Below are 12482 nucleotides of genomic sequence, written 5' to 3'. Positions count from 1 at the left end.
TTAATGCTTATCAAAATTAGGCTTTTATGTGAAAATGTTATTAACTCATTCATATTAGGGAAAAAAAATGACTTTTAACCGTAAACTTATTACTTTAGCTGTAGCAAGTGTTCTGGCTTCATGTGCTGCGCCACCAGTTGATACCACACCAAAAAATCCTACCTCTGTTGTTACAGCAAAATTTAGCGTTAATGGCTTATATCTTCCAGACCATACGGGTAAACAAACTGTATATACACGTGAGAATATGCGAGCAATAGACCAAAAAGCAGAGTTTGATAGCTTTTATATGGGGTGGGCCGATTACGATATTACGAATATTTTCCGTATGACTGAAAATTTACTGTGGGAAGTTGATCATGATAGAGAAACTTATCGTGAATGTAAGTTAAGTGGCTGTGCTGATCTCTTTGAAAATTTTATGGCGAAAACTCAAGCGTCTTCAGAAGAGGAAGAAGAATATGAAACCTATGAAGAACGTGGTTGTGCAGTAACATTAGATAAAAATGACTTTACCGTAGTTGCAACAAACAGCACGCGCCAAATAGGCGGTTTGCCTGCTCAAGAATATACGGCTACTTGGGTCACAGAGTTTAAAGATTCTGCAGGTAAAGTTGATCTTAACCTCTTACAATTTGTATTTTGGACGACAACCCCGACAGCAGAAATGACTCATGCTTGGAAAGTGCATGAAAAAGCGACTGATAACTACCTTGATACTGTTGGTGACAATAATGCTTTAGTACGGTTACTGGGTAAAGATGGTTATAAAGCTATTAGCGCGTTTAGTGGTGATGTAGAAAAAACAGACAAAATGCAGTTTAATAGCATAACTCAAAAGTTATCAACCATTGAAGGTTATCCGCTATCTGTCAAAATGGAGTGGTTTCAAAAAAGTGAAGCTTGCCCTGTTGCGAAGAAAAAACGTGCAGATACACCACTGGATTTCTCTCAAGGTCTAGGTAATGCTGCAAGTAGCTTTTTGGGTAATATAATAAAAGATGAAGCGGATAAAATTGTTGATGGTGTTGTTGAAGAATGGAAAAAAGATGCGCGTGTTCGATATATTTATGAAGTAACATCAGTTTCTGAAAAACAAATCCATGATAGTCAATTTAATATTCCAAATGGTTATACCATTGACGATAGACAATAATTAGCACTAAGGGTTTACTATAAACGGTAAACTTTGAGCTAAGCACGAAACATTGAATAAACTTAATAGCATTGCCATTTTTAAAACGATAAAAGTTGCAATGCTTTTTTTGCGCTATTTTTTACACTAATTGAAGTGAATTTATTTATCTCTCAGGTATTTTGTTATTCCATTTAACCTATACCTTTATATTTCTGATATTCACTCATTTGATAGGCTTTTGTATTGGTTGTTAGTTATTGCTTCATTTGGTGTTGGTGGTTTTGTGGAGCTTTATTGTGAACAAAAGATAATTAAAAGACGTATTAAAAAAATAGTACAGCAAAGCATCGTTAAATAGTGATTAATCGTACTAAGGAGCTTAAATGAATTTTATGAAAATGTCGGATCAAGAAATATTAGCGATAGCGACTCCTATTATGGATAACTTGATGCAAGCATCGACAGATATTAATCATGCAAAACATGTTCAAGACTTTACTGATAGAGCGAAAGCAATTGTTACCAAAGAGCACCTAGCTTGGGTATGTGAAAAATATCAATCTGAAAAAGGCACATGGGGGAAGCGAGAGCTTATTGCTGTGCTTAAACGTCCTGATTCAGCCGCTATTATCTGGAAACAGCTTTGCTCTAAAGTTGAAGGTGAGTATGTGGCTGAAATAGTGTTAACGCACCAAAATGGTCGGTTTTTAGTTGACCATGCTATGGTGTTTTAATATAGCCAACAGGGTAGTTAACAAAAGTACTGTTGATTATTTTATTTAGCCCGAAAATTTAACCAATTATTGTCTATCTTTAACTTGTGTTGTTAATGATGTTTTCGTTTATCAATAATCAATAATCAATAATCAATAATCAATAATCACTAAACCCAACACCATACCAATTAATACGATCTAAGTTGAAATGTTCACAATGAAATTTAACAGCAGTGTAAGGTTATCAGAATTAGATTGGTTAAGAGTAATTTTGATCTTTGCCGTGTTCCTTCATCATGTTTGTATGCCTTTTAATGGTGATAATTGGCATATTATGAATAATGATTCAAGTAAAGTTCTTGATGATATTATGGTCTATTTTGAGCAATTTAGATTACCGATCTTATTTTTTATTTCTGGTGTAGGTAGTGTAATTTTATTATCGAAAGTAAGTGCTAAAGCGTTTGCCTTAAACAAGATAACAAGGCTTTTTATCCCTTTGATCGTAGGGGTATTATTAGTGGTACCTCCACAGACTTACATTGAAAATATTACACAACTGCAATCTTACTGGCAGGAATTTCCTAAACTTGCGCTTAAATTTGAAACTAACCACCTTTGGTTCATCGAATATCTCATTATTTTTGCTTTGCTTGCCATTCCAATTAATAAAATTTTGAGCGCTAAATTTGGGGCGCTAATTATCAATAATGTCGTAAAACTGAGTAAATATAAAGCCGGTTTGTTTTTACTTGTTTGTTTACTTATTGTGATAAAAATATACTTTTCTTTAACTTTTACCAGCGACGATAATAAAATTGAAAACTTATCATCTTCTAGCTATTACTTTTTCTTTTTTATCGCAGGTATGGTTTTCATTCAAAATAAAAGCATTTGGCAAGCGATAGGCGAACAGCGACTTTATAACTTAATGATATTACTGATCACTACCATTATTTTTTATGCGTATTACTATTCACCCGATCTTAGTGAGTATTTATCCTTAGATGCACGTTGGTCTATTTGGTGGTTAGTTTGTTGTTTGGTTGCATGGTCGGCACTGCTAACTATTTTAGGTTATGGACAGTTTTATTTATGTAAAACCCCTCAATGGTTACGCCTTAGTAATGAATTAATTTATCCTTTTTATATCTTTCATCAAACAGTTATCGTGGTTGTTGGCTATCATGTCATTGGGTTGGAAGCATCAATAGCGGTTAAAATCATACTGCTATTCGTTCTATCATTTACTATTACCAGTGCAATTTGTCTTTTTATCATTAAACCATTTAATTTATTACGCTTTCTATTTGGCCTCAAACCCAAAAAGAGCTTGTCGCTATTAGCAGAAAATAGCGCGCTCAAATAAGGATAAACTAGGCACAGCGTAGTTAAGCCAATAAAATCTAAGTAAAATAGTGCATTTAATGAACATTTAGTTATATTTTTTATTAATTTTCATCTATATGAAATAAAACTCGGCTTTAATCGTTCTATTTCAATAGTTATTTTTATGCTCATTAATTTAAAAGGTTATACATTGTTGAAAGTACACACCTCTATAATTTTTGAGCAAGCGAAAGAAAATGAACTTATTGAGAAGCTAATTAATAATGATGATTTAGCTTATGAAATATTGGTGCGGCAATACAGTGAAAGAATGTATGCTGTAGCTCGTCGTTTTTTTACTTCAGATGATGATGCACAAGAAACCTTGCAAAAAGCCTTTATTCAAGTATTCAAAAATATTGCTGCTTTTAAAAAAGGTTCAAGCTTAATAACGTGGTTGCACCGTATAACAGTCAATGAAGCATTAATGTTGATAAGACAGAGAAAAAGACAAAACACTTTACCCTTTGAAAGCTTTACTCAGCATTATAATGAATATGGTGAGCGTACTGTTTTTAGTGCTAATTCTGAGCAAGGGTCTGTACATGGGGGAGTGGGAGGAATAGGGCATAATGTTGAGCAGTTATTTGAACAAAATGAACTAAAACTGTCGCTTAATGAACTTATTTTACAACTGCCTGATAAATATTGTAACGTTATCTTGCTTCGAGACATCCAAGAAGTAAGTACTAAAGAAACCGCGAATATATTAGGTATATCTGAAGTTTCAGTAAAAACTCAACTCCATAGAGCAAGACTGCTGTTGAAGGCTATTTTAGCGGAAAAAACAAAGACAATTTAGATGATAATTGGAAGGTGAATTAGCATGTTAACGATCAGACGATTAATGTCTAAATATGTTCCTGGTATGCTCACTTGCAAAGAAATTGACGGTTTTTTATATGATTTTCATGAAAATCAATTATCCTATATAGAATGCTTGAAATTTAAACTGCATCTAAGTATGTGTAAAGAGTGTAAAAATTATGTGCGTAAATACGAAAATATCATTCGCATTTCTCAAGGTGAGTTTACGAACACCGAGTCAGCTAAAAAAGTACCCGAAGACCTTATTAAAGCGATATTAAAAAGTCGAAAGAAAAAATAGTATTAGTTAATTTAAACATTGGAAATAAATAAAAATGATAAAAAGCCAGTTAGAAATTATTGAACAAGCCCAGTTATACCTCAATCAAGTATCCCAAGAGGATTACACCGCTATCATATCTCCTAACTTCATTAGTTCGGCTGGCTCCCATATTCGACATATCATTGATCATTACCTTGCACTAATATCAGGCTTGCATAATAACGAAATTGATTATGATAAAAGAGGACGAGGTACCTCTTTAGAGTTACATCCAGCACTTGCGATAGATAAGTTAAATGAAATATCAGATTGGATTAACCACCTTAGTGAAAGGCAATTAAACACGTTATTGCCACTAAAAACTGAAGTGTCGATGACCAGTAAAAATGTACAAACCTCAATCGCCCGAGAATTAGTGTTTGCTGGTAGTCATGCCGTTCATCACTATGCTATGATCGCTCAAATATCGTTTGCCCAAACAAAAGCGCTGCCTCAAACATTTGGTTTAGCCCCCGCCACGGTAAGTTATATGAGAGCAAGATAAATTTTCGTTATCTGTGCAATGTGGTGATAAGGATAGTGCTAACCGCTCAATTTTTTTGAAAGAATAGGGCGCACTGAACTTTGTTTAACTCACTATTTTGGTAAAACCAAGTTCATGATCACCCACTAAACTGCATTCATATTCAAATTAATCAACGTCGCTATATTGTACGTACTCATCTTTACCGTCACCAAGATAAATCTTTAATAGTTTGTCAGGTGATCGAGGAAAATCAACACTAAGCAGTAAGCCGGGGGTTTGATTGAAGTTTAAATCAATGCCCGTACAATGAAATTTAGCGCCAAGTTTATGGTACTTTTTCAGTAATATAGGAATATCTTTACCGTCTTCTTCAATCGCTTTAACTAGCGACGATAGTTGCGAAATACCTACTGAGTCATTATTCACAAAATCTTTTACTTCCGGATGAAGCTTACCAACAAACGCGGCTTTAGGCTGAACGCCATGAGCGTCTGTTACCATAATATCATTAATTAAAGCGACTGAACGTGGGTCATATAATTTACTTAACGATACCGTGCCATATAACGTTCTATAACGCGGGTTCTGACAAACAAATGCGCCAATACCTTTCCACAATAATAATAAGCCATATAAGCTATTTTGATACGCTTCTATAATAAAAGAGCGCCCCATTTCTAAACAAGGTTGCTGCTGATTAATAAACTCAGGTTGAAAATCAAACATTTGTGAAAGGTAGAGCTGTGAAATATCACCGTCTTTTTGTAAAAGATCTGTTTGACCAACGCGATAAGCACCTATAATTTCTTCATTGTTATTTTCAAAAACAAATAAGTGCATATAAGTAGCATCAAATTTATCGGTATCACAAGATTCACCACTGCCTTCGTTTAGTGTCCGAAACGTAATTTCTCGTAAACGCGTAATTTCTTGAACACAAGTAGGTATTTGATGTTGATAACCGTAGTAGACAGAATATGATTTAAAATCTAACAAGTGCTGTTTAGCCGGTAAGCGAGATAATTCCGCTTTTATTAATTCACTGTCAGCCTGAGGAATAACGTCTTTAAAAGATCCTTGTTCATCGTCTTCAGGCCATTGGCTGAGATAATCTTCGTCATTTAAATAACACTGTAATCGTATAAAATCATTAATTTTTTCAATACTACCAAGTTCTTTTAGCTGCTTAGGCTCAATTAAGTTTTTTGTTGTTAGGGTTATGCGGTGTTGCTGTAATTTAAGCATTTCACGAATTAGCATTAATAAACGAAAACGATAATAAATGCGTCCCATGCGGTGGAATAAAGCGCTATTAGTACCTGAAATAAAAACAGGCAAAATAGGGGTGTTAGTTTTATTCGCAATTTTAACCGCAAGTCGGTTCCAATCACCGTCCGTTATTATTTTTTTATCTGAATTGAAAAAAGACACGCGACCTGCAGGAAATATAACTAATAATCCATCTTGATTAATATGACTAAAACACTGTTTTATCGCAGAAGTATTAATGGGTGCTTTAGGTACTAACGGATTAGCAAAGATAAAATAGTCTTTAATTTCTTTAAATATTTGTAAACCAACATTGGCCATTATTTTGGTGTCAGCACGAAAGGCGGTGAGTAAATGGGCAATAATAACACCCTCAATCATACCGTAAGGATGATTACATACGACAATACATCGACCTGTCTTTGGGATTTTAGCTATTATATCTTCGCCACCCAACACCTGAACGCCTAACAATTTCAATAACTTTTCAGAGAATGCTTGTTTATCTAAACCGGGTAAATCAGAGGATTCGTAAATGCTGCGTAAGCGTCTAATACCTAACAATTTATCAAGCAAGGGAGCAAATAACTTAAGCACTGACCCAGCGAAGGAATTAGGTGCCATTGATGCTATTCGTAAGTCTGAAGGTGTTTTATCTGTATTTGTCATAACGGTGTATATTACGTAACGTAGTTAAATTTTATAAGGGGTTAATAGTACATAAACTATGTTCGTATTGACGTACCGAAGAATAACATAATAAAAAGGTCTTTTAAGTTTGCCTTTAGTAACCAATAGCTTAAGCTGTTTTGAGAATTATTAACATCGCTATTTACCGCTTTTGTAGCTTTTTTTATCGAAGCATCATATTGACGTTGATCATTTCTTTGTTTCATTGCCATTTGATGACGTCGTTCTTGAGCTATATTAGCCCGATCAGCAAAAAGGCTTCTAGACTCAGTATTTAAATTCGATAACACACTACCCGAACTACCGGTTTTACCTTTTACGCTTGTTTTTGGTCTTGGCGTACTACACATATATCACCTCTATTACTACTACACTAGTGCCACTTTAGGTATATAAACATTACCTAATGGAGTGATTTAAATTATCTAACATACTATTTAGATGTCCTTATTTTCAAAAAGGTTACAAGGTTATTGGCATTTTTTCATTTATTACTACTTTAAGTGCCTTTTATTATGTGATCAGTTTATTTATACAGTACTCCGGTTCTTGTTCATATTAAAAGAAATACGGTGTTGTTAGTTTTAATGATATAAAAATTTTTATTAAATAAAATCTTTCAATGGCAATGTCTTACGTTATTTACTACTAATAACGTAAACTTAAAAGTGGGTATGTTAGGCAAGTGCAAGTAACTTTTAAATGTAACTGTTGTCATCGGCTTTAAAGACCAATGTCGAGAAAAAGTAGCAGAAGTTATACATGATAAATTTCAAATTTTTTTAACTGGTCAAGCAGGTTTCATTCCGCCTGAATTATTTGAGTATGCTGTTACAAAATGGAAGTTGTTACATATCTTTCTAAAATTTCATATAATAAAACAGGACAAAAAATAGTTGCTGTTTCCACTTTAGTCGTTAATTATAACCAACTATTGTTTGTCTCTAAGTAATATTTTTCGAATTAATAATTTCATGTTTAGATATCATAAGGAAATAAAATGATTAATGAATTTAAAAACTGGTGGAACTCGGTACCAAAAAACCAAAAACTGGCTTAATCGTACTAGCATCATTGATTGGGTTGGTTTTTATTATGGCTTTTGGCGTTACTATAGGCTCATTTATAGGTAAAGCGCTCTAAAGTTTTCAGTAATGGTATTAGTAATGAATGATGATGACGTGGTACAAAGTTTTCTTAATGAAATTTGTTGTACATTTCCTGAGATAAAACTATTGATGGATGATCAAGACGAATCTATGACTACATCAAAAATGGAAGCCTTCGCTGATGCAACCTGTACCGCATTTGCTAACGGAAATATTGGATTAGCACAAAAATATTTATCTTACATGGAACAAAAGTTAATTGATGTTCATCCTAAAGAATTTGAATTTATTGATGTGTATTATGTCGAACACTTATTTTGGCAGGCGAGTAGGGCAACGAAAGAAATTGGTTGGCCACTTATACCTACCAAATTAAAAACGTTATATCTAAATTTTCATGGCACAATAGCTACATAAGCCAATTAAAGGCATATCTTAATGAAGGATTATTGTTGGCTTTTTCTCTTTGTCGTTTATTAATTTTAAACGAACAACGTAATCACCTATCCATATATTTTCATATTAGTTTAAATAAGCCATGTTGCTAATTAACATTCATTTAATTCAAAAAAGGCAAAGCGTTATAAGAAACATTTTGCCTTAAATAAATGCTCTGTTGTCCTGCTCTGAACTAGTTTTACTAGCTTTGAAAAAAAGCCCTATTTGATCACAACTTTTTAAGCGGCGATTAAATAGGACTCTTGTCCTGAATGTTTACTGTTACGCTTAAATGAACCTTTGCCTTTCTTCGCTTTTACTACTTGCGGTCTAAATAATTTAGACGTTACCATCGCTGCTAGTGCATTGTGTTTGACAACACCTCTGCCAGTATCTACGGTTGAATTAACCGTGTTTTTTGCTTTAGATTTTTTAGTCATGTCAGTCCTATATGTTACTTATACGTTTTTAAGAGATTAAAATATTTTTAATAATTTACTGCTTCAAATCAGCTTACTATTAAGATGGCGATTGTATGCTCAATTTACAAGCATGCAAGCATTATTATTGTAATTTAGTCTGTTTTAGCAAAATAAATATTGTCACTAAAGGACAAAAAAATAGCATAAAAAAACGCAGTAATTAACTGCGTTTTTCAGAGAGCCTTATTGACTTAGTGAGTGGTGTTAGCCATTAAAAACTAAAGCTTAATTTAGCATAATACGTTCTGCCGTCAAAGCCGTAAGGCAATGCACGTACAGGGTATTTAAAGGCTCCATTGGTAATAAAGTTAAGTACTTCGTCGTCACCTAATTCATCTGGTGTTTGATCAAATAAATTATCAGCACCGACAGAAAGTGACAATATTTCGTTAATTTTGTAACTTACATTTAAGTCAACTAACACAGCAGACTCTACAGTACTTGTTGGTTTAAATGATCCTGTTGGTGACAACTCTCCAGGTAATGAAATATGGTCATTACCGAAATATTTAACATCAGTTTCGCCAAAATAATTAAAGCGTAGCGTTGCTATGTATGCGTCACGTCCATAATCGAAGGTTAGTGTTGCACGTTCGCCCGGTTGTCCGTCAGTTAAGAAGCTACGTTGTAGGTCATCTAAGGCAACACTTTCAGGAATACCTTCAGAAGCGTTAACATTATCAATGGTTGTATCGTTGATATTACCTGCAAATGTTACTGCTACGTTAGCACCATCAAGCTCGGTACGATATGACGCAATAATATCAACACCTTGTGTTGTTGAATCTACTGAGTTTGAAAAGTAGTTGGCTTGTACAGCACCAGTTGCTTGAAGAGCGGTTACAGCGTCAGCACTAAAGGCAACATCGTCAGCGGATAGTAAACTACCTAAGTTGATACGGTCTTTAATCTCTACACGGTAAAAGTCTACGGTTAATGATAATTCGCTACTCACATCATAAACAAAACCAGCACTTAAGTTTTTAGATGTTTCAAGTTCTAAACTATCAACGCCTAATGCACTTGGGAATGCTGAGCCTGTTGTCGCTGTGAATGATTGCGTTAGTGTTCCGTCTGAGCCTAAGTTCGTTGTGAACGCTGTGTAGCCACTTTGTTGAAGAGAAGGCGCTCTAAAGCCAGTTGATACCGCTGCACGTACCGCAAAATCATCGTTAAATTCATAACGAGTGGCTAACTTACCAATGATGTCATCACCTGCATCAGAGAAATCTTCATAACGAAGTGCACCGCTAACATTCCAAGCATCGTTAATCATAGTTTCAACGTTTGTATAGAATGCGTAGCTGTTACGGTCACTGTCGTTGGTTGCCTCTGGACGTAAACCGTTATAAGCCTGAAAACCACATTCAGCGAATTGCTCAGGGTCGTTAACCGAAGGATATGAGGTATCCATATTGGCTAAACCACACGCATATGAAGATTCTTCACCTGCAACGATTTCGTAGTTTTCTTTACGATATTCAGCGCCTACTGACACATAAAGCGGTTCACTACGACCAATATCCACGATACCGTTAATATCAAGATTAACCGTTGTTTGATCGAATCTGAAACCACCAGAATAACCGCCAGATGGGCCTGAGTTCGCGGCAATTTCAGTATCGCTTGCTTCTGGGTTATTAAATAAATACTCAGCAGCGTAAGAGGCATTTAACGTATTACGAGAAGAGAAATCATATTGGTTCTCGCCATATACTGCTGAAACATCGTAAGTCCATTCAGGGTTAATATCACCTTTTAAACCTACCGCAACAGACGTATCTTCTGCTTCATTATAAATGCGTGGTAAAAAACCATCGCTGTATACTTGTGTTACGTTTTTAGACGCTTCGTTAAAGTTACGGTAAAAGCCATTCCCTAACGCGGTGCGCTCAGAGTAGCCACCAAATGAATATAGCTCGTTATCACCAAAAGGAATTGCCATATTATAAAACAGCGAAGTGAATTCACTCGCTGAATTACCTTGGCCCCAACGTACTTCATCAGATAATGTGCCAGGCTCTACGTCAAGTGAGCCACCAGTATCGCGCTCAGCACGGTTAGTACCATCGGCATCACGGTATTCAAGTGATAAGTTAATGAATCCGCCATTATCACCTAGCTCAAAACCACGGTTTAAACCGGTAGAAAGGGTATCTCCGTCACCTTCACTTGTACCGCCGTATTGAACATAACCAGTGGTAACGCCAGTAGAGTTATTAAGCGATAAGTTAATAACACCCGCGATAGCATCTGAGCCATATTGTGCTGCAGCGCCATCTCGTAATACTTCAACACCTTTCAATGCAGTTAGTGGAATAGCGTTCATATCAGTGCCTGCAGCGCCTGCGCCAACAGTACCGTTCAGACCAAAGATAGATTGATTATGACGACGTTTACCATTAATTAACACTAATGTTTGATCAGGTTGCAAGCCACGCAGTGTTGCCGGTCTGAATAAATCAGAGCCATCAGAAACTTGTGTACGCGTAAAGTTAAATGACGGTGCTGTTGCTTGTAAACTTTGACCAAGTTCAGTAAAACCACCTTTATTTAAATCATCTGCGTCAATTAAATCGATAGGAGAAGAAGACTCTGTAGAAGTACGGTTAGATACACGTGAGCCTAATACAGAAATGCGTTCAAGGTTTTCAGCGGTTGTTTCTTGTGATTCTTGTGCACTTACAATGCTTGGAGCGCTAACAGCTAAAGTAATGGCTAGTGCTAATGTGTTTATACGGTAATGTTGCATAATAATGCCCCTGTTTGTGTTTTATTATATTTTTTATAGTTGTGTTAATCACAGTATGTTGCCAACATCCTAGCAATATATACGAATAAAAAGAAACGATAAATCGTAATTATTTATTCAAAATATGTGAATAAAGTTCAATATGCTGAGGTAAGTTTATCGTTGGATTAAAATTTATCCTGCTGTTGTGCTTTATTTGTTCAGTGATACGCTCTAACTAAATGATTATTATTGTTTTATATGTATACTTTTATTTTTTATTATTGAACATAACAAATATTAAAAGAAGTTTAATTATTTTTATCTAAGTAATAATCTAAAGAAATAAAGAGCTTATTAACAATGCAAGGTTAATATAATGAACATAACTATCAGAAATATAACTGTCAGAAATATAATGTAAGGTTTAAATTGATTAAATATATTTTACCAACTACTTCTACTAATCAAATCACCCATACCATCCAATTAACGTCACTATTGCGAGTGTTAGTTAACGCTTATCTACACCTTTACTGTGCTACGAAGCTTTATTGAGGTTCTAATGAAATTATCTGTTTTTTTTACTGCGGTATTATTTTCATTCTTTGCTTTTGTGATGAAGTTGAGCAAGGTATTGATATAAATATTAAATTATTAACCTGCCTTGATGTGAAAATCCCAAATAGTGCTATTAAAAACCCCGAGGATAGAACGGCTAAGTCATTGTTGTTCTTACCAAGTATTGTTGACCACACCATTAAAACTACAATAAGTGATGATTCAAAAAAACAATTTGAACTTACGATGAAATATTGTGCTAAAGAAATACTCGCCTTTAAAGCGTTAGTAGAAAAACAAACTGATAAAGGGTGAACAAGGGTAGGTAACATAGAGCAAAGTT

General features: G+C 34.8%; 12 protein-coding genes. 8 read left to right on the top strand and 4 right to left on the bottom strand.

What is annotated here, in order from left to right; genetic code table 11:
* Positions 1 to 67: 67 nt before the first annotated feature.
* The 6 genes from GQS55_RS11025 (at position 68) to GQS55_RS11000 (ending at position 4877) form a co-directional block, all read left to right on the top strand.
* A complete protein-coding gene (locus tag GQS55_RS11025) occupies positions 68 to 1156 on the top strand; it encodes a hypothetical protein (protein WP_159820570.1) in 1089 nt (362 codons plus the stop codon).
* 365 nt (positions 1157 to 1521) lie between these two features.
* Positions 1522 to 1872 carry a hypothetical protein gene (locus GQS55_RS11020; protein WP_159820568.1) on the top strand — a complete coding sequence of 117 codons (351 nt, stop codon included), beginning with the start codon at positions 1522 to 1524 and terminating at the stop codon, positions 1870 to 1872.
* 199 nt (positions 1873 to 2071) lie between these two features.
* The gene (locus GQS55_RS11015) at positions 2072 to 3223 is read left to right on the top strand and encodes an acyltransferase family protein (protein ID WP_236559617.1); all 1152 of its coding nucleotides are present in this window, start codon (positions 2072 to 2074) and stop codon (positions 3221 to 3223) included.
* A gap of 144 nt (positions 3224 to 3367) precedes the next feature.
* Positions 3368 to 4045 carry a sigma-70 family RNA polymerase sigma factor gene (locus GQS55_RS11010; protein ID WP_159820564.1) on the top strand — a complete coding sequence of 226 codons (678 nt, stop codon included), beginning with the start codon at positions 3368 to 3370 and terminating at the stop codon, positions 4043 to 4045.
* 45 nt (positions 4046 to 4090) lie between these two features.
* Positions 4091 to 4351, top strand: coding sequence for a zf-HC2 domain-containing protein (locus GQS55_RS11005; RefSeq protein ID WP_159820562.1), 261 nt, complete (start codon positions 4091 to 4093; stop codon positions 4349 to 4351).
* Between the two features lie 34 nt (positions 4352 to 4385).
* Complete coding sequence (locus GQS55_RS11000) at positions 4386 to 4877, top strand: hypothetical protein (RefSeq protein WP_159820561.1); 492 nt, start codon at positions 4386 to 4388, stop codon at positions 4875 to 4877.
* Between the two features lie 147 nt (positions 4878 to 5024).
* Here GQS55_RS11000 and GQS55_RS10995 read toward each other — a convergent pair whose 3' ends face one another.
* Both GQS55_RS10995 and GQS55_RS10990 read right to left on the bottom strand, forming a co-directional pair.
* Positions 5025 to 6797: a lysophospholipid acyltransferase family protein gene (locus GQS55_RS10995; protein ID WP_159820559.1), complete on the bottom strand. Its 1773-nt coding sequence runs from the start codon at positions 6795 to 6797 to the stop codon at positions 5025 to 5027.
* A gap of 56 nt (positions 6798 to 6853) precedes the next feature.
* Positions 6854 to 7168 (bottom strand): hypothetical protein, encoded by a 315-nt coding sequence (locus tag GQS55_RS10990; protein WP_159820557.1) that lies wholly within the window; start codon positions 7166 to 7168, stop codon positions 6854 to 6856.
* A gap of 816 nt (positions 7169 to 7984) precedes the next feature.
* Between GQS55_RS10990 and GQS55_RS10985 the strand changes: the two genes are divergently transcribed.
* Positions 7985 to 8344 carry a DUF7674 family protein gene (locus GQS55_RS10985; protein WP_159820555.1) on the top strand — a complete coding sequence of 120 codons (360 nt, stop codon included), beginning with the start codon at positions 7985 to 7987 and terminating at the stop codon, positions 8342 to 8344.
* 260 nt (positions 8345 to 8604) lie between these two features.
* On the opposite strand, the gene arfA is transcribed toward GQS55_RS10985, so the two are convergent.
* Both arfA and GQS55_RS10975 read right to left on the bottom strand, forming a co-directional pair.
* Positions 8605 to 8805: an alternative ribosome rescue factor ArfA gene (gene arfA, locus GQS55_RS10980; RefSeq protein ID WP_159820553.1), complete on the bottom strand. Its 201-nt coding sequence runs from the start codon at positions 8803 to 8805 to the stop codon at positions 8605 to 8607.
* 253 nt (positions 8806 to 9058) lie between these two features.
* Positions 9059 to 11599, bottom strand: a complete 2541-nt coding sequence (locus GQS55_RS10975; protein ID WP_159820551.1) for a TonB-dependent receptor plug domain-containing protein — start codon at positions 11597 to 11599, stop codon at positions 9059 to 9061.
* A 651-nt stretch (positions 11600 to 12250) separates the two neighbouring features.
* Here GQS55_RS10975 and GQS55_RS10970 point away from each other — a divergent pair.
* On the top strand, positions 12251 to 12454 hold the full coding sequence (locus GQS55_RS10970) for a hypothetical protein (protein ID WP_159820549.1): 204 nt from the start codon (positions 12251 to 12253) through the stop codon (positions 12452 to 12454).
* The last annotated feature ends 28 nt before the right edge of the window (positions 12455 to 12482 follow it).

Origin of the sequence: Colwellia sp. 20A7, assembly GCF_009832865.1 — a bacterium.
Taxonomy (GTDB): Bacteria; Pseudomonadota; Gammaproteobacteria; order Enterobacterales; family Alteromonadaceae; genus Colwellia.
The sequence above is the reverse complement of the archived record's forward strand: the minus strand, read 5'-3'. Positions and strand labels throughout refer to the sequence as shown.

Bases quoted from the DNA above. Each gene is read 5' to 3' on its own strand.
- GQS55_RS11025 (WP_159820570.1), top strand. From the start codon at position 68: ATGACTTTTAACCGTAAACTTATTACTTTAGCTGTAGCAAGTGTTCTG.
- GQS55_RS11020 (WP_159820568.1), top strand. From the start codon at position 1,522: ATGAATTTTATGAAAATGTCGGATCAAGAAATATTAGCGATAGCGACT.
- GQS55_RS11015 (WP_236559617.1), top strand. From the start codon at position 2,072: ATGAAATTTAACAGCAGTGTAAGGTTATCAGAATTAGATTGGTTAAGA.
- GQS55_RS11010 (WP_159820564.1), top strand. From the start codon at position 3,368: ATGCTCATTAATTTAAAAGGTTATACATTGTTGAAAGTACACACCTCT.
- GQS55_RS11005 (WP_159820562.1), top strand. From the start codon at position 4,091: ATGTCTAAATATGTTCCTGGTATGCTCACTTGCAAAGAAATTGACGGT.
- GQS55_RS11000 (WP_159820561.1), top strand. From the start codon at position 4,386: ATGATAAAAAGCCAGTTAGAAATTATTGAACAAGCCCAGTTATACCTC.
- GQS55_RS10995 (WP_159820559.1), bottom strand. From the start codon at position 6,797: ATGACAAATACAGATAAAACACCTTCAGACTTACGAATAGCATCAATG.
- GQS55_RS10990 (WP_159820557.1), bottom strand. From the start codon at position 7,168: ATGTGTAGTACGCCAAGACCAAAAACAAGCGTAAAAGGTAAAACCGGT.
- GQS55_RS10985 (WP_159820555.1), top strand. From the start codon at position 7,985: ATGAATGATGATGACGTGGTACAAAGTTTTCTTAATGAAATTTGTTGT.
- arfA (WP_159820553.1), bottom strand. From the start codon at position 8,805: ATGACTAAAAAATCTAAAGCAAAAAACACGGTTAATTCAACCGTAGAT.
- GQS55_RS10975 (WP_159820551.1), bottom strand. From the start codon at position 11,599: ATGCAACATTACCGTATAAACACATTAGCACTAGCCATTACTTTAGCT.